This is a genomic window from Kineococcus xinjiangensis, assembly GCF_002934625.1.
GTDB lineage: Bacteria > Actinomycetota > Actinomycetes > Actinomycetales > Kineococcaceae > Kineococcus_A > Kineococcus_A xinjiangensis.
The window spans coordinates 165,203-186,190 of sequence record NZ_PTJD01000007.1 but is presented as its reverse complement, the minus strand read 5'-3'; the positions used below and the strand labels follow the sequence as shown (position 1 = coordinate 186,190).

19 protein-coding genes are annotated in these 20,988 nt (G+C 75.1%); 8 read left to right on the top strand and 11 right to left on the bottom strand.

The genetic code is table 11. The features are described from left to right. Window positions 1-162 precede the first annotated feature (162 nt). Window positions 163-1,338, bottom strand: coding sequence for a M50 family metallopeptidase (locus CLV92_RS11560; RefSeq protein ID WP_104432969.1), 1,176 nt, complete (start codon window positions 1,336-1,338; stop codon window positions 163-165). A gap of 146 nt (window positions 1,339-1,484) precedes the next feature. On the opposite strand from CLV92_RS11560, the gene CLV92_RS11555 reads away from it, so the two are divergent. Next, window positions 1,485-2,408, top strand: a complete 924-nt coding sequence (locus tag CLV92_RS11555) for a RecB family exonuclease (protein ID WP_104433063.1) — start codon at window positions 1,485-1,487, stop codon at window positions 2,406-2,408. A 37-nt stretch (window positions 2,409-2,445) separates the two neighbouring features. Here the strand turns inward: CLV92_RS11555 and CLV92_RS11550 are convergent, their stop codons facing one another. Next, on the bottom strand, window positions 2,446-3,192 hold the full coding sequence (locus CLV92_RS11550; protein WP_104432968.1) for an HAD family hydrolase: 747 nt from the start codon (window positions 3,190-3,192) through the stop codon (window positions 2,446-2,448). A gap of 114 nt (window positions 3,193-3,306) precedes the next feature. Between CLV92_RS11550 and CLV92_RS11545 the strand changes: the two genes are divergently transcribed. Continuing rightward, window positions 3,307-4,185: a PAC2 family protein gene (locus CLV92_RS11545; protein WP_104432967.1), complete on the top strand. Its 879-nt coding sequence runs from the start codon at window positions 3,307-3,309 to the stop codon at window positions 4,183-4,185. A gap of 186 nt (window positions 4,186-4,371) precedes the next feature. Here the strand turns inward: CLV92_RS11545 and CLV92_RS11540 are convergent, their stop codons facing one another. Further along, on the bottom strand, window positions 4,372-5,955 hold the full coding sequence (locus CLV92_RS11540; RefSeq protein WP_211291065.1) for a M28 family metallopeptidase: 1,584 nt from the start codon (window positions 5,953-5,955) through the stop codon (window positions 4,372-4,374). A gap of 298 nt (window positions 5,956-6,253) precedes the next feature. On the opposite strand from CLV92_RS11540, the gene CLV92_RS11535 reads away from it, so the two are divergent. The 5 genes from CLV92_RS11535 to CLV92_RS11515 all read left to right on the top strand — a co-directional run bounded on the left by CLV92_RS11535 (window position 6,254) and on the right by CLV92_RS11515 (window position 10,689). Beyond that, window positions 6,254-6,877: an AIM24 family protein gene (locus tag CLV92_RS11535; protein ID WP_211291064.1), complete on the top strand. Its 624-nt coding sequence runs from the start codon at window positions 6,254-6,256 to the stop codon at window positions 6,875-6,877. Then, a complete protein-coding gene (locus CLV92_RS11530) occupies window positions 6,877-7,542 on the top strand; it encodes an AIM24 family protein (protein ID WP_104432966.1) in 666 nt (221 codons plus the stop codon). The genes CLV92_RS11535 and CLV92_RS11530 overlap by 1 nt, the downstream gene beginning before the upstream one ends. 2 nt (window positions 7,543-7,544) lie before the next feature. Next, window positions 7,545-8,321, top strand: coding sequence for an AIM24 family protein (locus CLV92_RS11525; protein WP_104433060.1), 777 nt, complete (start codon window positions 7,545-7,547; stop codon window positions 8,319-8,321). A gap of 138 nt (window positions 8,322-8,459) precedes the next feature. Then, the gene (locus tag CLV92_RS11520; RefSeq protein WP_146099501.1) at window positions 8,460-9,020 is read left to right on the top strand and encodes a hypothetical protein; all 561 of its coding nucleotides are present in this window, start codon (window positions 8,460-8,462) and stop codon (window positions 9,018-9,020) included. A 70-nt stretch (window positions 9,021-9,090) separates the two neighbouring features. Then, complete coding sequence (locus CLV92_RS11515; RefSeq protein WP_211291063.1) at window positions 9,091-10,689, top strand: FMN-binding glutamate synthase family protein; 1,599 nt, start codon at window positions 9,091-9,093, stop codon at window positions 10,687-10,689. A gap of 69 nt (window positions 10,690-10,758) precedes the next feature. Here CLV92_RS11515 and CLV92_RS11510 read toward each other — a convergent pair whose 3' ends face one another. From CLV92_RS11510 to CLV92_RS11495, 4 genes are read right to left on the bottom strand one after another with little or no spacing between them, the layout of a single operon-like run. Beyond that, window positions 10,759-11,895: a bifunctional 2-methylcitrate synthase/citrate synthase gene (locus CLV92_RS11510; RefSeq protein WP_104432964.1), complete on the bottom strand. Its 1,137-nt coding sequence runs from the start codon at window positions 11,893-11,895 to the stop codon at window positions 10,759-10,761. A 53-nt stretch (window positions 11,896-11,948) separates the two neighbouring features. Beyond that, window positions 11,949-12,890, bottom strand: coding sequence for a methylisocitrate lyase (gene prpB / locus CLV92_RS11505; protein ID WP_104432963.1), 942 nt, complete (start codon window positions 12,888-12,890; stop codon window positions 11,949-11,951). Next, window positions 12,890-14,413 (bottom strand): MmgE/PrpD family protein, encoded by a 1,524-nt coding sequence (locus CLV92_RS11500; protein WP_104432962.1) that lies wholly within the window; start codon window positions 14,411-14,413, stop codon window positions 12,890-12,892. Before CLV92_RS11500 ends, prpB begins: the two co-directional genes overlap by 1 nt. A 34-nt stretch (window positions 14,414-14,447) precedes the next feature. Next, on the bottom strand, window positions 14,448-15,140 hold the full coding sequence (locus tag CLV92_RS11495; protein ID WP_104432961.1) for a GntR family transcriptional regulator: 693 nt from the start codon (window positions 15,138-15,140) through the stop codon (window positions 14,448-14,450). A gap of 145 nt (window positions 15,141-15,285) precedes the next feature. Between CLV92_RS11495 and CLV92_RS11490 the strand changes: the two genes are divergently transcribed. Then, a complete protein-coding gene (locus CLV92_RS11490; protein WP_104432960.1) occupies window positions 15,286-17,226 on the top strand; it encodes an AMP-binding protein in 1,941 nt (646 codons plus the stop codon). 16 nt (window positions 17,227-17,242) lie between these two features. Here CLV92_RS11490 and mshC read toward each other — a convergent pair whose 3' ends face one another. From mshC to CLV92_RS11470, 4 genes are all read right to left on the bottom strand, one after another. Further along, window positions 17,243-18,580, bottom strand: coding sequence for a cysteine--1-D-myo-inosityl 2-amino-2-deoxy-alpha-D-glucopyranoside ligase (gene mshC / locus CLV92_RS11485; RefSeq protein ID WP_104432959.1), 1,338 nt, complete (start codon window positions 18,578-18,580; stop codon window positions 17,243-17,245). Between the two features lie 132 nt (window positions 18,581-18,712). After that, window positions 18,713-19,597: an SCO1664 family protein gene (locus CLV92_RS11480; RefSeq protein ID WP_425433575.1), complete on the bottom strand. Its 885-nt coding sequence runs from the start codon at window positions 19,595-19,597 to the stop codon at window positions 18,713-18,715. Next, a complete protein-coding gene (locus tag CLV92_RS11475; protein ID WP_104432958.1) occupies window positions 19,594-20,151 on the bottom strand; it encodes a DUF3090 domain-containing protein in 558 nt (185 codons plus the stop codon). The genes CLV92_RS11480 and CLV92_RS11475 overlap by 4 nt, the downstream gene beginning before the upstream one ends. Window positions 20,152-20,250: 99 nt before the next feature. Next, window positions 20,251-20,967: a histidine phosphatase family protein gene (locus CLV92_RS11470; RefSeq protein WP_104432957.1), complete on the bottom strand. Its 717-nt coding sequence runs from the start codon at window positions 20,965-20,967 to the stop codon at window positions 20,251-20,253. Between the last annotated feature and the right edge of the window lie 21 nt (window positions 20,968-20,988).

The window sequence follows — 20,988 nt, the reverse complement described above, 5'->3', positions numbered from 1 at the left end:
CCTCGTGGCTGCGGGTCGGTGCTGCGGGTCGGTGCTGCGGGTCGGTGCTGCGGGCGGGCGGGGCGCGCCGCCCGGCGGTGGGTCAGGGGGCCGATCCTCGCCCATGCCGGGCGCGGCGGGTGGACGAGCCCAGCGGCGGTGGGGCTCGGCGGCGGGTGGGGCTCAGCGGCCGGTCACGGCCCGCACCACGTCACCGCCGCGCAGCAGGCCCACCACGGTCCCGCCGGCGTCGACGACGACGTGCTCCCCCAGTCCGTGGTGCGTCACCGCGTCGAGCAGCGCCATCCCGGCCAGGTCCGCGCGCAGCACCGGCCGCGGCCCCAGCGCCCGGGCCGTGGCACCGGCCGTCAGCCCGCCCCGGCGGGCCTCCGGCACCCGTTGCAGGGCGGCGGTGTCGACGACCGCGACGGGCACCCCGTCGTCGGTGACGAGCACGACCTCCAGCCGCTGCCCGTCGACCCCGGCGTCCACGCGGGCGCGGGCGCGGGCCACGACGTCGGCGACGGTCGCCCCGGCCGGCACCGCGATCGCCGGTCGCTGCAGTGCGCCGGCGGTCAGCGTCGGCAGCCGCCGGCGCACCCGCGCGTGCCGCAGGGCCTGCCCGGCTCCCTGCCACAGCAGCGCGGAGACGAGGGCCGCCCAGACGACCGCCAGAAGGGACGGCTCGGCACCGCTCAGCAGCGGCCAGCCGAGCGCCGCCACCAGCACCAGCACCGCCACCACGCGGCCGCCCCAGCCGGCCGCGGCGGTGCCGGTCGTGCGCTCGCCGCTGAGCCGCCACACCAGCGCCTCGAGGAGGTGCCCGCCGTCCAGCGGCAGACCCGGCAGCAGGTTGAACACCGCGACCAGGACGTTGCTGACCAGCAGCGCCTGCACCAGCAGCCCGGCGATCGGTGGCAGCTCCGCGGCGAGCAGGACGCCCCAGGCGGCCAGCGCGACCAGACCGTTGGCCAGCGGCCCCGTGACGGCCACCAGGAAGCTGCGGCCCGGGCTGGGGGCCTCGTCGGCGAAGGTGGTGTGCCCACCCCACACGTCGAGGGTGATCCCGGTCACCCGCATCCCGACGGCCCGGGCGGTGGCCGCGTGGGCCGCCTCGTGCGCCAGCACGGACAGCAGCAGCAGCACCGCGTAGCCGAACGCGACGCCGTAGGCGCCGGCGCCGGGGATGCGCTCGCTCAGGCGGGGCCCGAAGACGGCAGTGATGACGGCGGCGAACAGCAGCCAGGAGGTGGACAGCATCAGCGGCACGCCGAAGGGGCGGCCCAGCAGCAGTCCGGCCCTGCGGGTGCGCTCTTCCGGCGCTCCGGCGGCGGCCGGGGCGGAGGAGGGGGATGGCACCGCTCGATCGTAGGTCCCGGCCGCGGCGGGCGCGGCCGGGGCCGTCCGCGAGGCCGTCCACGTGGCCGTCCGCAGCGCTGCTTGCGCGGCGCGGGCGGGCGCGGAGTGCGCCGGTGCTGTCGGGACCGCCGCCTATGGTGGACGGCATGCGAACGGCAACCGACCCGGGCGCCGACGCCCCCGTCTCCCCACCCCCCGCCACCCCCGCGCCGGGGGCGCGGCGGGCCTCGCTGTCGCCCTCACGGGCCGCCGACTTCATGCAATGCCCGCTGCTCTACCGCTTCCGCGTGGTGGACCGGCTGCCCGAGGCGCCGAGCGCCGCGGCCGTGCGGGGCACGGTCGTGCACGCCGTGCTGGAGCGCCTGTTCGACCTCCCGCCGGAGCAGCGCACCGCGCCCGCGGCGCGGGGGATGGTCGCCGCCCAGTGGGAGGCGCTGCGCGAGCGGGAACCGGACGTGGCCGCCCTGTTCCCCGACGGCGACCCCGCCCCGCTGCAGGAGTGGCTGCTCAGCGCCGAGGCCCTGCTGGAGCGCTACTTCCAGCTCGAGGACCCCCGCCGGCTGGAGCCCGCAGGGCGGGAGGTGAGGGTGGAGGCCCTCCTCGACGACGGTCTGGTGCTGCGCGGCATCGTCGACCGCCTCGACGTCGCCCCCAGCGGGGACCTGCGCGTCGTGGACTACAAGACCGGCAAGGCGCCCTCCCAGCTGTTCGAGGCGAAGGCGCTGTTCCAGATGCGGTTCTACGCGCTGGTGCTGTGGCGGCTCAAGGGCGTCGTCCCCCGGCAGCTTCAGCTGGTCTACCTCGGCTCCGGAGACGTGCTGCGCTACACGCCCGACGAGGCGGAGCTCCTGGCCACCGAGCGCAAGGTGAAGGCCCTGTGGGCGGCGATCGAGCGCGCCACCGCCGCCGGGGACTGGCGCCCCTCCCCGGGGAAGCTCTGCAAGTGGTGCGACCACCAGGTCCGCTGCCCCGCCTTCGGGGGCACGCCCCCGCCGCTTCCCGAGGGCGCCGTGCCGCTGCCCGTGGAGCCCGTCGCGCCGGCTGCTCCGGACGACGTCCGCCCCGGCTGAGGGTGCGGCGCGCCCCGCCTCGCGGGGCCGAGTGCGCTCAGAGCAGGTCGAGGACCTCACCGGCGCGCAGGCGCGCCAGGGCGGGCAGATCGAGCACCGTCAGGCTCGGCACGCGGCTGCGCCCCGGTGCGGCCTCGATGGGCACCAGGTGCGGAACGGCGACGGTGCGGCAGCCGGCTGCCTCGGCGGAGCGCACGCCCGTCGGGGAGTCCTCGAGCGCCACGCAGTCGCCGGGCCGCACGCCCAGCAGGTGCGCGGCACGCAGGTAGGGGTCGGGGTGCGGCTTGCCGCGCTCGACCTCGTCGCCTGCCACCACCACGTCGAACGCGCCGGGCAGCAGCTCCACCACGGCATCGGCCAGCGACCGGTAGGACATGGTGACCAGCGCGCTCGGCACCCCCGCCGCGCCGGTCGCGGCCAGCAGTTCCCGGGCGCCGGGGCGCCAGGGCACTACCGCGCGGACCCGCGCGGCGACCCCGGTGAGCATCTCGGCGACCACCTCGGCGGGGTCGAGCGCCGGTCCACCCGCGGCGAGGACGTAGTCCCGGATGATCGCGCCCGCCTCCGGCAGGGACTTCCCCACCAGGGTGAGGGCGTGTTCGCGGCTCCAGCGCACCCCGGCCCGGCCGATGACCTGCTGCTCGCACTCCATCCAGTACGGCTCGGTGTCGACGAGGGTGCCGTCCATGTCCCACAGCACGGCGGCGGGCAACGGCCGCCCCGGCGCGGCGTGGGGCGCGTGGTCGGTGCCGGTGGGGAGCGGGTGCTGCGGCGGCTGGCTCATCGAGGCGGGAGTCTAGGCGGGCCCGCGGGCGGTGGCCGCGCCTCGGGCACCGCCTGCGGGGCGCACGCCCTACCCTGGGTAGGTCCGGCACCGTGCCGGCCCGGAGGTGCGAGCGTGTCGGAGTCCCACTCCTCCCCTGCTGCGGGGAGCCCATCGGTCCCCCTGCGGGACCCGGTGGTCATCGCGGCGTTCGAAGGCTGGAACGACGCCGGTGAGGCGGCCAGCCAGGCCGTGGCCCACCTGCACCGCGTCTGGGGAGCGCAGGAGCTGGCCGAGTTCGACCCGGAGGAGTACCACGACTTCCAGGTCAACCGTCCCACCGTCCACCTGGACGACGAGGGTCGCCGCCGGCTCGTGTGGCCGACGACGCGCGTGTCCTGGGCGCGCCCTGCGGGCTCCGCGCGCGACGTGCTGCTGGTGCGGGGCATCGAGCCGTCCATGCGGTGGAAGACCTACGCGCGGGAGTTCGTGGAGCACGCCAGGGCGCACGACGCCTCGCTGGTGGTCACCCTCGGGGCGCTGCTGGCCGACGTGCCGCACACCCGGCCGCTGCCGATCACGAGCACCACGGAGGACGAGACGCTCCTCCAGCGCCTGACCATCGAGCGCTCCCGCTACGAGGGGCCGACGGGCATCGTCGGCGTCGTCCAGGAGTTCGTCGCGGCCGCCGGCCTGCCCGCGCTGTCGCTGTGGGCCGCCATCCCCCACTACGTGGGGCAGCCGCCGTCGCCGAAGGGGACGCTCGCGCTGCTCCACCGGGTGGAGGAGCTGCTGGAGATCGCGGTGCCGATGGAGGACCTCCCCGAGGACGCCCGCGCCTGGGAGCACGGCGTGGACGAGCTCGCCGAGGAGGACACCGAGATCGCCGAGTACGTGCAGCAGCTCGAGGAGGCCAAGGACACCGCCGAGCTGCCGGAGGCGACGGGCGAGGCGATCGCCCGCGAGTTCGAGCGCTACCTGCGCCGCCGCGACGACCCGCCGCGCCGGGGCTGAGCCGGCGCGACGACCTCGCGCCGGCATCGCCGCGCCCGGGACCCCGGGCGCGGTCGAGCGCCGCTGGACGGCCGCCGGGGCACCGCCTCCGCAGACACCACGAGGGCCCGGTCCGCTGCTGCGGACCGGGCCCTCGTCGGCGCTGCTCAGGTCACTCGGCTGACCCGCTCACCACCCTGCGGCTGCTCAGGCCTCGGGCTCGTGCTCGTGGTCGTGCAGGCCGCCGCCCTCGGAGGAGCCGGAGGTGTTGACCGGCGTGCCGTCCACGTGCTGCCCGGGAGGGCTGACCGGACGACCCTCGCCGCGGCCGTTGACGGTGCGGCTGTCGAAGGCGTACGTCAGGATCGCGTGCGCCACCGCGTCGGACATCTCGTCGAGGCCCTTGACGCTGATGTTCGAGATGTCGTCGCACGCCTGGTGGTAGCACTTGTCGTAGGCGACGCCGGCCTCACCGCCGAAGATCTCGGCCTGCTTCGCGTTCTTGACGTCCTCCGCGCCGGTGAACAGGCCACCGGAGGGGATGCCGACCTCGATGAACGGCCCGTAGTCGCTGCGGCCACTGAAGGGCGTCTCCTCCGAGGCCAGGCCCACGGAGGCGAAGTAGTCGTGGAACATGTCCTCGATGGCGCCGGAGCCCTCGGGGCCGATCGCCGCCTGGCCCTCGCCGTAGCGGGAGTTGTCGCCGTCGTAGACGAAGCGCACGTAGTTCGGGGAGCCGACCATGTCGAAGTTCAGGTAGAGCCCGATCTTCTTCTGCTCCTCCTCGGACAGGTTCGCGACGTAGTGCTCAGAGCCGAGCAGGCCGAGCTCCTCCGCGCCCCACCAGGCGAAGCGGACCTTGTTGGTCGGCTTGACCTTGGCCATCTGCTCGGCGACCTCGAGGATCGTCGCGCTGCCGGAGCCGTTGTCGTTGATGCCGACGCCGGCCGCGACGCTGTCGAGGTGCGCGCCGGTCATGACGACGTTGTTCGGGTCGCCCGCCTTGGTCTCGGCGAAGACGTTGTAGGTGGTGCGCATCTGCGACACGGTGTCGGTCTTGACGCGCGCCACGGTGCCGGCCGCGGCCAGGCTCGCGCCGTCGGCGAAGCTGGCGCCGACGACGGGCAGCTTCGTCACCGGGCCGCCGAGGGTGCCGATCATCAGGTCTTCGCGAGTGGGGCTATTGCCCTGGTTGAAGATGATGACGGCGCTGGCGCCGGCGGCCTCGGCGTTGACTGCCTTGTCGCCGAAGGCGCAGGTGCCGCGCTGGATCAGGGCGATGTTGCCGGCCTTGAAGCCGGCGAAGTCAGTCGACTCGCAGCCGCTGGTGCTGGCGCGGCTGCCCTCGAGGTTGATGTCGACGGCCTGCACCGCGGCGGTGACGTCACCGGAGCCGGAGAACGTGAACGTCCCCGTGCCGAGGGTGGCCGGGTTCGGGGAGACGCGCTCCAGGACGGCCGGGGCGTTGTCCGCGAAGTACGGGAACTCGAAGGGCTGCACGGTGGGCGAGTAGCCCGCAGCGCGCAGCTTCTGCACCACGTAGTCGACCGACTTGTCGTAGCCCGGGGTACCGGAGGCGCGGGTGTCGCCGTTCGCCTTGCCGATCGCGTCGAGCGCGCGCAGGTGCTCCATGATGCCCTCGGCCGAGACGGCCTGGCGCAGCTTCTTGGAGGTGTTGTTGTTGGCGTTGGGCGAGGCGGCCATGGCCGCGGGGGTGGCCCCGGCGATGAGCGCCGCCGCCGCGGTGGCGGCGATGGCGCCGTGGCGGCGGCTGGGACGAGCTGTGGACACGCGCGAACTCCCTCGTTCGACTCGCCCGCAGAACGGGCGGCAGGACAGGAGGTGGACGCTAGCCCCACAGACTGGTCGAAGCAATGGCAACGACTGAACAGATCTTCGGATCCGTTGCCGTCGACGTGGTTCATCTGCATGGGAATCGATCTCGACTCTCGTCGGATTGCCCATCGTGACTGCTTCCGCACCCACGGTTCCCCCGCCGCGGGCCGACTGGCATGATCGGGCCGGGCAGCACCGCGGGCCGCGAGCCGTGCCGCGGCGCGGCGGCGGCGGGGCGACGGAGAGGACGCGCGTGAACTGGCGCTTGCAGGGCTCGAAGGTCCTCGTGGTGGACCTCAACGGCGACGCCGTGCGCGCCGCCTCCGGATCGATGGTCGCCTACGAGGGCGACATCGCGTTCAAGAGCGCCGGGACGGGCGGGGGCGGCGGCTTGCGGGCGGCGCTGATGCAGCGGGTCGCGGGCGAGTCGCTGAACCTCATGGAGTGCCGCGGCCGGGGCACCCTCCACCTGGCCGTCTCCGCGATGGACGTCGTGCTCGTGGAGCTGGCCGGGGAGGAGCTGCGGGCGGAGTCCGAGCAGCTGCTCGCCCTCTCCGAGGGCCTGCGCACCGAGGTCGTCTTCGCCGGGCTGCAGGGCGCCACCAGCGGGCAGGGCCTGTTCACGACGAAGGTCACCGGGCACGGCCCGCTCGCCCTGCTCTCCGCGGGCGGGCCGCCCATCGCCCTGCGCGTCACGCCGCAGGCGCCGCTGGTGGTGGATCCGCAGGCGTTCATCGCGAGCCGGGGCAGGCTGTCGCAGACGTTCGTCACGGACGTGTCCTGGCGCAACCTCGCCGGGGAGGGCTCGGGCGAGGCGTTCTCGCTGAGGTTCGAGGGCGACGGCGTCGTCTACGTGCAGCCGGAGGAGCGGGGCTGATGGCGTTCACGAAGGTCACCGGCAAGGTCGTCTCGGCCGAGGTGCGCCCCGGCGGGGAGGTCCTCGCCCGGCGCGGCGCGATGCTCGCCTACACCGGGCAGGTCCGCTTCTCCCCCGTCGGCGCCGGCCCGGGCGGTGGCTACGGCGGCGGCATGGCCGGCGCGCTGGGCCGGGCGATGGCCGGTGAGGCGGTGGCGATGATGGTCGCGCAGGGCAGCGGCACGGTGCACTACGGCTACCACGGCCACCACGTCACCGTCGTCGACCTCGACGGCGGCTCGACGCTCACGGTGGAGGCCGACCGGCTCCTCGCCCACGACGCGCACCTGTCCTCCTCCGTGGTCTTCCTCGGCCAGCAGGGCGGCCTGCGGGGAGCCGTGCGGGGCGCCGTCACCGGGCAGGGGCTGTTCACGACGCAGCTGAGCGGGCGCGGCTCCGTGGCGCTGCTCTCCCACGGCGGCACGTTCCCGCTGCAGGTCGGCGGCGGCCACCAGATCGTGGTCGACCCGCAGGCCTTCGTCGCCTCCGTGGGCGACCTGCGGGTGGACGTGGCGGCGAACGTCTCCTGGCGCGACGCCGTGGGACGCGGGTCCGGGGAGGCCGTGCAGCTGAAGGTGTCGGGGCAGGGGACGGTCTACGTGCAGGCATCGGAGGAGAAGCTGTGAGCATCCAGTCCACGACGCCCCAGCCGCTGGACCCGACGACGCTGCCCGACCACGACAACGTCCCCGGAAACGCCTACGCGTACTGCGTGCGCCTGACGCAGCCGCTGTTCATGCAGACCGGCCGGATGATCGCCTACTACCCGGCGCCGGGCGGGCAGGGCATCCGCTTCGAGCCCCTGATGGCGACGTCGCTGACGGGGATGGTGGCCGAGCGCTTCTCCTCGCCGCTGTACTCCCGCGACTGGGTGGTGGCCAACGGCTCCGCTCACGTGATCCTCGGCGACCGCGGCTTCGACATCAACTCCTACGACCTGGACCAGGGCAACCTCACGGTCCGGGCGGCCAACCTGCTGGCGTTCGACGCGTCGCTGGAGCTGAAGGAGTCCATCATCCCCGGGTTCCTGACGCTGATCGGGACGGGGAAGTTCCTCGCCTCCTCCTCCGGCCCGGTCATCTTCGTCGAGCCCCCGATCCGGGTCGACCCCGAGGCGCTCGTGGGCTGGGCCGACTGCCCCGCGCCCTCCCTGCACTTCGACGCCGGCTGGATGGGCCACTTCCTCGGCGCCGCCCGCGGTGCCCTGCTCGGCACCCGCAGCGGCGAGGAGCGCCAGTACGACTTCACCGGCGCCGGGACGGTCCTGCTGCAGTCCAGCGAGCGGATGATGGAGGACCCGCAGGTGCTGCGGCGCCTGGAGGGCGAGGTCGACGGCCTCGGGACGGGACAGCTGCAGCGCCTGCAGCAGGTCATCCAGTCCCGGCTGATGCAGCAGCAGCAGTAGCAGGCGGTGTCGGCGGCGGTCGCTGCGCCCGTCGCCCGCCGCTGGTGCACACTGCTGGCAGAGGCGCCTGACGTTCCTCGTGCGGCACGGTCGGGCGGCGACGCCGGGCGCAGCGCCGGGGAGCTGGAGGAGGACGCCGTGCCGTACCAGCTGTGGTGGCTGCTCCTCCTGCTCGCGCTGCCCCTGTTCTGGCACGGGCTCGGGCTGGTCTCGCGCTGGCTGGACCACGCCGCCGGGGTCGAGGCTCCCCCGCCCCGGCACGCCGTCACCCGCGCCCCCGCGGAACTGGAGCCGGCGCCCGCCGCGCCGCCCACCACGGCCTGGATCGTCGAGGCCGGGCTGCCGCCGCAGGTCGTCGACGCCGCCGGGGTGGTGGCCGCGAACCTCCTGCAGGTGGAGGAGCGCCTCGCCGCCGGTGGGGCGGCCGCGGAGCACGAGCACCGGCTGGACGTGCTGCGTTCGGCGCTGAAGGACGTCTGCCGGGAGCTCGCGGACATCCCCGCGGACCTGCGCGAGCGCCCCGGCGGCCCGGAGGGCACCACCCCCACGCAGGAGGCGATGGCGGTGCTGACACGCCTGCAGGAGGGCGCCGAGGCGCTGCGGGTGGACGTCTTCGACGACGCCGCAGAGCGGCTGCGGGTGCTGCGCCGCTACACCGACGACACGTTCGAGCGCAGCGACCTCGACCTGGACCGGTAGCGCGGTTCCGGCGCCGAGTTCTCGGAAGCGGACCGTAGCGGGGCGCGCCGCCGTGGGCGAGACTGGCGCCGTGTCGCCGTCCTTCCGCAGGGGCCCCGCCGCCGCGGCCGCGGCCGCGGTCTCCGCCGTGGGGGCGGTGGCCGCCCACGACCTGCTGCAGCGCCAGCACGCGCTGCTGCGCAACTTCCCGGTGATCGGGCGCGCCCGGTACTGGCTGGAGACGATCGGTCCCGAGCTGCGCCAGTACATCGTGGCCGACAACAACGAGGAGCGGCCGTTCACCCGCGACCAGCGCCGCTGGGTCTACGCCTCGGCGAAGAAGGAGAACAACTACTTCGGCTTCGGCACCGACAACGACATCGAGTTCACGGCCGGCTATCCCGTCATCAAGCACCGCACCTTCGGGCGCTCGATCCCCGCCTCCTCCCCGGCCGCCGGTCACGAGGTGCTGCTGCCGTCGGCGAAGGTCCTGGGCGCGGCGCGCCGGCGCCCAGGGGCCTTCCGGCCGAACTCGGTCGTCAACATCTCCGCGATGAGCTTCGGGTCCCTCTCCGCGGCCGCCGTCGAGGCGCTGAACCGGGGCGCGGCGATGGCCGGGTGCCTGCAGAACACCGGTGAGGGCGGCCTGTCCCGCCACCACCGCCACGGCGGCGAGCTCGTCTTCCAGATCGGCACCGCCTACTTCGGCTGTCGGGACCGGCGGGGCAGGTTCGACGTCGGGCGGCTGAAGGAGGTCGTCGCGAGCGCCCCGGTGCGCGCCCTGGAGATCAAGCTCAGCCAGGGCGCCAAACCCGGTCTCGGCGGGCTGCTGCCCGGGGTGAAGGTCAGCGAGGAGATCGCCGAGACGCGGGGCATCGCCGTGGGCCGGGACTGCGTGAGCCCGTCGCGGCACGCGGAGTTCTCCGACACCGACAGCCTGCTGGACTGGGTGGAGCTGCTGGCTGCGGAGACGGGGCTTCCGGTGGGCATCAAGTCGGCGGTCGGGGACCTGGTGTTCTGGGAGGAGCTCACGACGGCGATGGCCGAGACCAGCCGCGGCGTGGACTTCGTCACGGTGGACGGCGGCGAGGGTGGGACCGGCGCCGCCCCGCTGATCTTCACCGACACGGTCTCGCTGCCGTTCCAGCTCGGGTTCAGCCGCGTCTACGCCGCCTTCGCCGAGCGCGGCCTGGCCGAGGACGTCACCTTCATCGGGGCGGGCAAGCTCGGTCTGCCGGACAACGCCGTGGTGGCCTTCGCCCTGGGCTGCGACATGGTCAACGTCGCCCGCGAGGCGATGCTGGCCATCGGCTGCATCCAGGCGCAGAAGTGCCACACGGACACCTGCCCCACGGGGGTGGCCACGCAGAACGCGTGGCTGAGCCGGGGCCTGGACCCGGCCCTGAAGTCCGTGCGCGCCGCGAACTACGTCAAGACCCTGCGCCGGGACCTGGTGAAGGTCGCCGAGGCGTGCGGCGTGGAGCACCCGGCGCTCATCGACGCGGAGTCCGTGGAGATCCTCACCGGCAGGACCGCCTCGCGTCCGCTGGCGGAGGTGTACGACTACCGGGAGGGCTGGGGCATGCCCTCGGCCGCCGACCAGCGCGAGATCGTCGCGCTGATGACGCGGACGGAGCCCCAGGGCGGGACGGCACCACCGTCGTCGACGGCCGTGGGCGAGGAGCGCTGACCCGACCGGGCCGCACCGACCGGGCCGCACCGACCTGGCCGCAGCCGAGACGGTCGGTGCGGCCCCGGTTCAGCGCGGCGGCAGGTCCCGCTCCGGCTTGCCGTCGTAGGCCGACAGCGGCCGGATGAGGGCGTTGGACTGCGCCTGCTCCATCACGTGCGCGGTCCAGCCGGGGATGCGGGCGGCCACGAACAGCGGGGTGAACGTGGGCGTGTCGAAACCCATGAGGTGGTACGCGGGCCCCGAGGGGTAGTCGAGGTTGGGCAGGATCCCCTTGCGCTCGGCCATCGCCGCCTCGAGCCCCTCGTAGAGGTCGAGCACGTCCCGGCGGCCGTAGTGCTCCACGAGCCGCTCCAGCGCGGCGCGCATCGTCGGCACGCGGGAGTCCCCCCGCTTGTACACCCGGTGCCCGAAGCCCATCACCTTGCGCCGCTCCGCCAGGGCGCGCTCCAGCCACTGCTCCGCGCGCGCCGCGGCGCCGTCCCCGAAGCCGATCTCGGTGAACAGGTGCATCACCGCCTCGTTCGCCCCGCCGTGCAGCGCTCCCTTCAGCGCCCCGACGGCACCGGTGACGGCCGCGTGCAGGTCGGCGAGCGTGGAGGTGATGACCCGCGCGGTGAACGTGGAGGCGTTGAAGGAGTGTTCGGCGTAGAGGACGAGGGAGGTGCGGAACGCGTCGACCACCACGTCGGCCGGGACCTCGCCGAACGTCATCCACAGGAAGTTGGCGGCGTAGTCGAGGTCGTCGCGCGGGGGCACCGGGTCCTGGCCGCGCCGGCGGCGCTGGTCGTAGGCGACGACCGCGGGCACCGCCGCGAACAGGGCGAGCGACTTGCGCCGGTCCGCTTCCGGCGAGGAGTCCCCGGCCGCGGGGTCGAGCGCCCCCATGGCGCTCACCGCGGTGCGCAGCACGTCCATCGGGTGGGCGCTCAGGGGCAGCTGGTCCAGGACCGCGCGCACGGGCGGGGTCAGCTCGCGCTGGGCGCGCTCGGCGCGCTGGAACCCGGCCAGTTCGGCGGAGTTCGGCAGGTCGCCGTGCCACAGCAGCCAGGCGACCTCCTCCATGCTGCAGGAGGCCGCGAGCTGCTGGACCGGGTAGCCGCGGTAGAGGAGGGAGTTGGTCTCGGGGTTCACCTTGGAGACGGCCGTGGTGTCGACGACGACACCGCTGAGCCCCTTGCGGATCTCGGACGAGGCGTGGGTCATGTCGCTCCTTCGGGAGGCGTGGCGGGAGTCGTAGCGGGAGGCGTGGCGGGGGCTCAGCCGGCGACGTGCGCCGGCGGCTGCCCGGTGCGGGCGGCGGTCAGGACGTCGCCGGCGGTCAGGACGGTGGCGTCGAAGTGGGCGTAGGAGGCGTAGTCGAGGAGCGCGTACAGCTCGGCCCGCGTCTGCATCCCGTCCACCTCCCCGCGCAGCCACCCCTCCGTGCGGAGGGTGTCCAGCGCCCGCGCCGCCGCGCCCATCGCGACGCGCAGCAGGGACACCGGGTGGATGACGATGCGCACGCCGGCGTCGGCGAGCTGCCGGGCGCTGAACAGGTCGCTCTTGCCGAACTCCGTCATGTTGGCGAGCACCGGCACGTCGACGGCCGAGCAGACCGCCTCGAACTCCCCCAGGTCGCGCAGCGCCTCGGGGAAGATCGCGTCCGCGCCGGCGTCGACGAGCAGCCGCGCCCGCTCCAGCGTCGCCCGCAGGCCCTCGACCGCGCGGATGTCGGTGCGGGCCATCAGGAGCAGGTCGGGGTCGCGCCGGGCGTCGACTGCGGCGCGCACCCGCCGGCTCGCCGTGGCGTCGTCCACGACCGCCTTGCCGTCGAGGTGCCCGCAGCGCTTCGGGTTGACCTGGTCCTCGACGTGCAGGCCGGTGGCTCCGGCGTCCTCCAGCGCCTGGACGGTGCGCGCGAGGTTCAGCGGTTCCCCGAAGCCGGTGTCGGCGTCCACCAGCAGCGGCAGGTCCGTGGCCCGGGCGATCTGCTGGGTGCGCGCGGCGACCTCGGTGGCGGTGGTCAGGCCGATGTCGGGCAGCCCCAGGTCGGCGGAGAGCACCGCCCCGGAGACGTAGACCCCGTTGAAGCCCTTCTGCTGCACCAGCTTCGCGGACAGCGGGTTGAACGCGCCGGGGAACTGCAGCAGCTCGCCGCCGGCGAGGGCCTGGCGCAGGCGGCGCCGCTTCTCGGCGGCCGTCACGGTGGTGCTCAGCATCAGAAGATCCCCCGGGGGGCGGGCAGCGACTCCAGCAGGCCGGCGCGGGCGGTGAGGTCGAGCAGGGCGACCTCCTCCGGCCCGAGTTCCGGCAGGCGCTGCGCCAGGGCCAGGAAGCGCTCGACCTCCGCGTCGTCGAGGACGCCCTGCGCGAGGGTGCGGAACTTCTCCACGTACTGCTGCCGGCCGAAGGGGCGCGCTCCGAGCGGGTGCGCGTCGGCGACGGCGATCTCGTCGCGGTAGGTGGTGCCGTCGGTGAACGTCACCTCGACGCGACCGCCGAACGCCTTCTGCGCCGGGTCGTGGGAGTGGTAGCGGCGCGTCCACTCCGGGTCCTCGCGGGTGGTGGTGCGCTGCCAGAGCTGGACGGTGTCGGGTCGCTGCGCCCGCTCGGGGGCGTAGCTGTCGACGTGGTGCCAGGCGCCGTCCTGCAGAGCGACCGTGAAGATGTACGGGATGGAGTGGTCGAGGGTCTCCCGCGACGCCCGCGGGTCGTACTTCTGGGGGTCGCCCGAGCCGGAGCCGATGACGTGGTGGGTGTGGTGGGAGGTGGCGATGACGATGGAGGCCACCTGTGCGGGGTCGAGCGCCCGCGGCACGTCGCGCCGCATCCGCCGGGCCAGGTCGATCAGGGCCTGGGCCTGGTACTCCGCGGAGTGCTCCTTGGTGTAGGTGTCGAGGATTCCCCGCTTCGGCTCCCCGGCTGCGGGCAGCGGCACCGTGTAGACGTGCCCCGGCCCGGACAGCAGCCAGGCGATGAACCCGTCCTCGCCCTCGTAGATCGGGGCCGGGGAGGTCTCCCCGCGCATCGCCCGGTCCACGGCCTCCACCGCCATCTTGCCCGCGAAGGCCGGGGCGTACGCCTTCCAGGAGGAGATCTCCCCCTTGCGCGACTGCCGCGTCGCGGTGGTGGTGTGCAGCGCCTGCCCGACGGCCTGGTGGATCGTGGGGACGTCGAGTCCGAGCAGGGTTCCGATGCCGGCCGCGGCGGCGGGGCCCAGGTGGGCGACGTGGTCGATCTTGTGCTCGTGCAGGCAGATCGAGCGCACGAGGTCGACCTGGATCTCGTAGGCGGTGACGATGCCGCGCACGACGTCGGCGCCGCTGCGCCCCATGTGCTGGGCCACGGCCAGGACGGCCGGGATGTTGTCGCCGGGGTGGGAGTAGTCCGCGGCCAGGAACGTGTCGTGGAAGTCCAGTTCGCGCACGGCCACGCCGTTCGCCCACGCCGCCCACTCCGGGGAGACGCGGGCGCCGGGTCCGACGCCGCTGACACCGGCGCCGCGCCCACCGGCGGAGGGCGGGTGCGCCAGTGCCTGCGAGCGCGCGGCCGCCACCGGCCTGCGGGTGAGCGAGGCTGCGGCGACCGCGGCGTTGTCGAGGACGCGGTTGACCACCATGTCGGTCACCTCGTCGTCGACGGGCACGAGGTCGGCGGCGACCTCCGCGATCCGCCACGCCAACTGCTCCTTGCGGGGCAGGTCCTCGTCGCTGCGGTGGACGCGCACCTGGTGCTGCTCCACGGTGGTCTCCTCTCGGGGGTGGCCGGTGGCCGGTTCAGGCGCCCGTCGTCGCGACGGTGGCGCTCGGGGCGTTCGAGGTCTCGTCCAGGTGCCGTTCGACGAGCCGGACGAAGTGGGTCTTGCTCTTGTGCAGGTGCACGTGCGTGGCGTGCGCGGCGAGCCCGGCGTCGCCGGCGGCGATGGCCTCGACGATGAGCAGGTGCTCTGCGGCGGCCTCGCGCAGCCGCCCGGGATCGTGGCGGGCGAGGCGGCGGATGCGCACCAGGTGCGTGCGGGCGGCGCGCAGGGCGTCGGCGAGGTAGGAGTTGCGGACGGCCTCGTCGATGGCGGCGTCGAGGTCGTCGGTCAGTTCGTAGTAGCGGTGCAGGCCCTCCTCGCCGAGGTGGACGAGGTCGCCCGCGGCGGCGAAGCGGCGCGCGAGGTCCTCGAAGACCCGCGGGTCGCGCCGCTGCGCGGCCAGCCGCGCGGCCTGGTCCTCCAGTGCGGTGCGCAGTTCGTACAGCTCGTGCACGCCGCCGGCGGAGAGTTCGGTGACGACGAGGCCGCGGCCGGACTGCGCCGCGAGCAGGCCGTCCGCCACCAGGCGCCCGAAGGCCTCCCGGACGGGAGTGCGGGAGACGCCGAGCCGCGCGGCCTGCTCCACCTCGGCCAGCACGGTGCGCGGCGCGAGGAGGCCGTCGAGGATCTCCTCCCGCAGCCGCTGGTAGGCCCGGTCGCTGGCCCGCATCCGTCCTCCGCTCCACACCGCCCACCTGTGGACGGCGCGAATGTATACACAGACCCGTTCCGACGGCAACACTCCCGACGGTCTTGCCGTCCCATGCGCCCGTCTGTATACATGGGCGTCTCATCCCTCGACGAGGAGGCATGTGATGGAGCACGTCGGCAGCGCCTACCACCGCGTCCACCGGGCCAGCCTCGAGGACCCGGAACGGTTCTGGCTGGAGGCCGCCGCGGCCGTCGACTGGGAGCAGCCCCCGCAGCGCGCCCTGGACTCCTCGCGCGCGCCGCTCTACGAGTGGTTCCCCGGCGCCACGCTGAACACCTGCCACAACGCCGTCGACCGCCACGTCCAGGCGGGGCACGGGGAGCGCACCGCCCTCATCCACGACTCCGCCATGACCGGCACGAAGAGCCGCCTCAGCTACGCGGAGCTGCTCGAGCGGGTCAGCCGCTTCGCCGGGGTGCTGCGCGACTGCGGCGTCACCGCCGGCGACCGGGTCGTGATCTACCTGCCGATGATCCCGGAAGCGGTCGTGGCCATGCTGGCCTGCGCCCGCATCGGAGCGGTGCACTCCGTCGTCTTCGGCGGCTTCGCCGCGCCGGAGCTGGCCGCGCGCATCGACGACTGCACCGCGGTGGCCCTCGTCACCGCATCCGGCGGCCTCGAACCCGGCCGGGTCGTGGAGTACCTGCCCATCGTCGCCGAGGCCCTCGCCCTCTCCGCCGGCTCCGTCCGCTCGGTCGTCGTCAAGGCGCGCGAGCACGTCCCCGGCCGTGCCGCCGACCACGACGCGACGCCCGCGGCCGGCGTGCGCTGGCTCGACTGGGACGAGCAGTGCGCGCAGGCGCGACCCGCCGCGACCGTCCCCGTCGCGGCCGGCGACCCCCTCTACGTGCTCTACACCTCGGGCACCACCGCCAGCCCGAAGGGCATCGTGCGCGACAACGGCGGCCACGCCGTGGCGCTGGCCTGGAGCATGGCCGCCGTCTACGACATCGGCCCCGGCGACGTGATGTGGGCCGCCTCCGACGTCGGGTGGGTCGTGGGCCACTCCTACATCGTCTACGCGCCCCTCCTCGTCGGCGCCACCACCGTCCTCTACGAGGGCAAGCCGGTGGGGACCCCCGACGCCGGCGCGTTCTGGCGCGTCGCCGCCGAGCACCGCGTGAACGTCCTGTTCACCGCACCCACCGCGCTGCGGGCCATCCGGCGTGCCGACCCCGGCCTCGACCTGCTCGCCCGCCACGACCTGAGCAGCCTGCGCACCCTCTTCCTCGCCGGGGAGCGGCTGGACCCGGAGACCTTCGCCTGGGCCGAGCGGGGCCTGCACTGCCCCGTCGTCGACCACTGGTGGCAGACGGAGACGGGCTGGCCCGTCGCCGCCGTCCCGCGCGGCCTCGACTCCCTGCCCGTCCGTGCCGGTTCCGCCGGGCTGCCGGTGCCCGGCTACCGCGTCGAGGTCGTCGACGGGCAGGGCAACCCCCGCGCGGCCGGGGAGGAGGGCAACATCGTCCTGCGCCTGCCCCTGCCGCCCGGGTCGCTGCGCGGGTTGTGGGCCGGGCAGGAGCGCTACCGGGCGGCGTACCTCACCGCGTTCCCCGGCTGCTACGCCACCGGCGACTCCGGGCACTTCGACGAGGACGGCTACCTCTACGTCATGGGCCGCACCGACGACGTCATCAACGTCGCCGGGCACCGCCTCTCGACGGGGCAGTTGGAGGAGGTCCTCGCCACCCATCCCGCTGTCGCCGAGGCCGCCGTCATCGGCGTCCGCGACGAGCTGAAGGGCCAGCGCGCCAGCGGCTTCGTCACCCTCAAGGCCGGGGTGGACCTCGACGAGGCGGACCTGCGCCGGGAGCTCGTGGCGCTGGTGCGCCGGCAGGTGGGGCCCGTCGCCGCCTTCCGCGACGTCCTCGTCGTGCAGCGGCTGCCCAAGACGCGCTCGGGGAAGATCCTGCGCAAGACCATGCGGCAGATCGTCGACGGCGACGAGGTGGCGGTGCCGCCCACGATCGAGGAGCCCGCGGTCGTCGACGACCTGCTCGTCGCCGTCGACCGGTACCGGGCCTCGGGCGCCGCGGGCGGCTGAGCGCCGCGCCGCGCGGCTACCCCAGGTCGACGCCGAGCAGCACCTGCACGGTGCGGCGCACCAGCTCCGGGGCGCCGGTGTCCCCCGCCGCGGGGACGGGGGCGTCGTCCAGGTGGGCGTTGGCCGGGTCCGTGCCGGCCCGCTCCCCCTGCGCGAGCGCCGCCCGCGCCCAGTCGTCCACGGCGGCGAGCGCCGCGGGGGCGTCGAGGTCGTCGGCGAGGCGGGCGCGCACCTGCGCCAGCACCGGGGCGGCGTCGGGGCCGCTGGGGAGGCGGACCGCGCTGCGCCAGCGCTGCAGGCGCTGCGCCGCGGCGCGCATCCCCTCCGCCGTCCACGACCAGTCGCTGCGCCAGTGGTGGGCCAGGATCGCCAGGCGGATCGCCGCCGGCTCCTCCCCGCCCGCCCGCAGCCGCGAGACGAGCACGAGGTTGCCGAGGGACTTGCTCATCTTCTCGCCGTCGAGGGCGACCATCCCGCCGTGGGCGTAGGCGCGGGCGTAGTCGGTGCCGCCGGTGAGGGCGCGCGAGTGGGAGGCGCCCATCTCGTGGTGGGGGAAGGCGAGGTCGCTGCCGCCGCCCTGCACGCTGATCGGGGTGCCGAGCCGGTCGAGCACGATGCAGGTGCACTCGATGTGCCAGCCGGGGCGTCCCCGCCCCAGCGCGCCACCGTCCCAGGACGGCTCCCCGGGGCGCTCCACGCGCCACAGCAGCGGGTCGAGGGCGTCGGCCTTGCCGGGCCGGGCGGGGTCGCCACCGCGCTCGGCGGACAGCGCCAGCATCTCCTCCCGGCCCAGTCCGGAGACGGAGCCGAAGCGGTCGTCGCCCTCCAGCCGGAAGTACACGTCGCCGTCCGGGGCGCCGTCCGCACCGGCCACCCGGTAGGCGCGGCCCTCGGCGAGGAGGCGCTCCACGGCCGCCACCACCAGCGGGATGGTCTCCACCGCACCGAGGTAGGTGTCCGGGGGGACGACGGCGAGGGCCGTCATGTCGTCGCGGAAGAGGTCGGTCTGGCGCCGGGCGAGCTCGCGCCAATCCTCGCCGGTGGCCGCGGCCCGCTCCAGCAGCGGGTCGTCGACGTCGGTGACGTTCTGCACGTAGCGCACCTCGTGCCCGGCGTCGCGCCAGGCCCGGCCCAGCAGGTCGAACGTCACGTAGGTGGCGGCGTGGCCGAGGTGGGTGGCGTCGTAGGGGGTGATCCCGCAGACGTAGAGCGAGGCGGTGCCGTCGGCCTCGTCGGGGCCCGTGGGCACGGCGGCACCGGTGGCGGTGTCGTGGAGGTGGACGCGCAAGCCGCGCCCGGGCAGGGCGCCGGCGCCCGGGAGGAGGTCGGGTCGGGGCGCGGGCCAGGCGTGCACGTCGGGAAACCTACCTGCCGCGCCCGGGGAGGGGCGCCACCGGCCCGCACCGTCGCGGCCGGCGCGAGGCGCCACCTCAGGAGCCGGGCCCAGGAGCCGGGCCCAGGAGGCGGGCCCAGGAGCCGGGCCGCCTCAGAAGGCGGGCCAGGGGATGGAGGGCCAGCCCTGCCCGGGGCGCGGCATCCGGTCGCGGCGCAGCAGCCGCTGGGTGCGCCGGCGCGCCGCCTCCACCTCCGCGGGCTCCAGCAGGCGGGCCAGGACCTCACCGAGGCCGGCGGACAGGTCCGCCTCCAGCCGCTGCAGCACCTCCTGCTCCGCCGGCAGCAGCCGGCTGTCCGCCCAGCCCCACAGCACGGTGCGCAGCTTGTCCTCCACGTGGAAGGTGAGGCCGTGGTCGACGCCGAGCACCGTGCCGGACGGGCCGGGCAGCACGTGGCCGCCCTTGCGGTCGGCGTTGTTCAGCACCACGTCCAGCACCGCGATGCGCCGCAGCCGCTCGTCGTCGGCGTGGACCAGCGCCACCGGCCGACCGCGCTCGTCCGCGGCGCGGACCACGGGCAGCCAGCCCTCGCCGCCCGAGCCGTCCGCCACGACGTCGACCAGCCCCGCGCCCGGCTCCGGCAGGTGCACGGTCAGCGCGCCGTCGGCGGCGTCCGCCTCCTCCGCGCCGCCGGGGTCCACCCACAGCTGCACGCTGCCCGGGCCGTGCGGGCCCTCGCGCAGGACCGTCGGGGGGACGACGTCCCAGCCGCTGGCGGCGGAGACGGCGTAGGCGGCGACCTCCCGCAGCGCCAGGGTCCGGTCGGGGAAGTCCCACAGGGGCCGCTCCCCCGCGATCGGCTTGTACACGCAGCGCAGCGCCCGCCCGCCGTGGTGGACGAGGGCGAAGAGGGTGGCGTTGGAGGCGTCGGTGATGCGGCCCAGCACCTGCAGCTCGCCCGCGGCCAGGTGCTCCAGCGCCCCCGCGTCCCCGGCGAGGGCGGAGGCCTGCTCCTCGTCCTCGGGTGTGCGGCTCAGCGCCGGTAGCCGTTGGCTCGGGGGCAGACGTGCCCCTCCGGGTCCAGGGGCCCCGCGCAGAACGGGCAGGGCGGGCGGCCGGCGGCGACCAGGGCCAGGGCCCGGTCCACGAAGGCCCGCGCCGCCGCACCGGTGATGCCGACGCGCAGCACCGCACGGTCGGGGTCGGGCTCGCCCACCCCCGTCTCCAGGGGGTCCTCGTCGGTGTCGAGCACCTCGAAGCACTCGATGACGACGAGTTCGCGCTCCCCGTCCCAGGCCAGGCTCATCGTCCCGACGCGGAACTCCTCCTCGATGGGCACGTCGAGCGGGTCGTTGTCCTCGCTGCCCGCGGGCGCCACGGCCGGCACGGGGGCCTGACCGCCCGAGCGGCGCACGACCTCGTCGAGCAGCTCCCCGACGCGCTCGGCCAGTGCCGCCACCTGCGCCTTCTCCAGCGCCACGGAGGTCAGCCCGCCACCGCCGCGGGCCTGGAGGAAGAACGTGCGCGATCCCGGCGGACCGACGGTTCCCGCCACGAAGCGCTCGGGCGGGTCGTAGTCGAAGACGGGCATGGCCTCGACCCTACGCCGAGGCGCCGGTGCCCGCCCCGGCGTGGTGGGCACCGCGCGCCGGGCCCGCGCGGGGGGCCGGGCGAGGCGACCGGAGGCGGTTCAGGCGCCGGTCCCGCCGCCGACGACGGCGTCGGTGGCGGGCACCCGGCGCCTGCGCCGCTTCGGCGGCAGCAGGGCCGCGACGTCGCCGCCGGTGTCGTTCATCCGCAGCACGAAGGGACGGGTCGCGGTGTAGCGCACCGCCGAGAGCGAGCACGGGTCCACGCCGATGCGCTGGAAGAGGTCCAGGTGGACGCCGAGGGCGTCGGCGAGGACCGCCTTGATGACGTCGCCGTGGGTCACGGCCACCCACACCGCGTCCTCGCCGGCCGCCTGCGCCACCCGGGCGTCGTGCTCGCGCACGGCGTCCACGGCGCGCTGCTGCATGGCCCGCAGCGACTCCCCCTCCGGGCCGGGGAAGGTCACGGCGGAGGGGTGGTCCTGCACCGCCCGCCACAGCGGCTCCTTCACGAGGCCCCGCAGCTCCCGACCGGTCCAGTCGCCGTAGCGGGCCTCCCCCAGACGCTCGTCCACCAGCGGTTGCGGGCGCGGGCCCGAGGGGCCGGCCACGGCGGTCAGTGCGGCAGTGGTCTCGACGCAGCGCTCCAGCGGGGAGGTGACCAGCGCCGCCAGCGGCAGGGGCCCCAGCCGCTGGCCCAGCGCCGCCGCCTGGGCGCGGCCGTGGTCGTCGAGGTGGACCCCCGGCGTCCAGCCGGCGAGCACCCCGGCGGTGTTGGCGGTGCTGCGTCCGTGGCGGACGAGCAGGAGCGTCGGCACCGCTTCACCCTAGGCCCGCCC

Coding starts and splice junctions, on each gene's coding strand:
- CLV92_RS11475 (WP_104432958.1), bottom strand. CDS start 20,151: ATGCCCGTCTTCGACTACGACCCGCCCGAGCGCTTCGTGGCGGGAACC.
- CLV92_RS11530 (WP_104432966.1), top strand. CDS start 6,877: ATGGCGTTCACGAAGGTCACCGGCAAGGTCGTCTCGGCCGAGGTGCGC.
- prpB (WP_104432963.1), bottom strand. CDS start 12,890: ATGCTGAGCACCACCGTGACGGCCGCCGAGAAGCGGCGCCGCCTGCGC.
- CLV92_RS11550 (WP_104432968.1), bottom strand. CDS start 3,192: ATGAGCCAGCCGCCGCAGCACCCGCTCCCCACCGGCACCGACCACGCG.
- CLV92_RS11555 (WP_104433063.1), top strand. CDS start 1,485: ATGCGAACGGCAACCGACCCGGGCGCCGACGCCCCCGTCTCCCCACCC.
- CLV92_RS11495 (WP_104432961.1), bottom strand. CDS start 15,140: ATGCGGGCCAGCGACCGGGCCTACCAGCGGCTGCGGGAGGAGATCCTC.
- CLV92_RS11490 (WP_104432960.1), top strand. CDS start 15,286: ATGGAGCACGTCGGCAGCGCCTACCACCGCGTCCACCGGGCCAGCCTC.
- CLV92_RS11510 (WP_104432964.1), bottom strand. CDS start 11,895: ATGACCCACGCCTCGTCCGAGATCCGCAAGGGGCTCAGCGGTGTCGTC.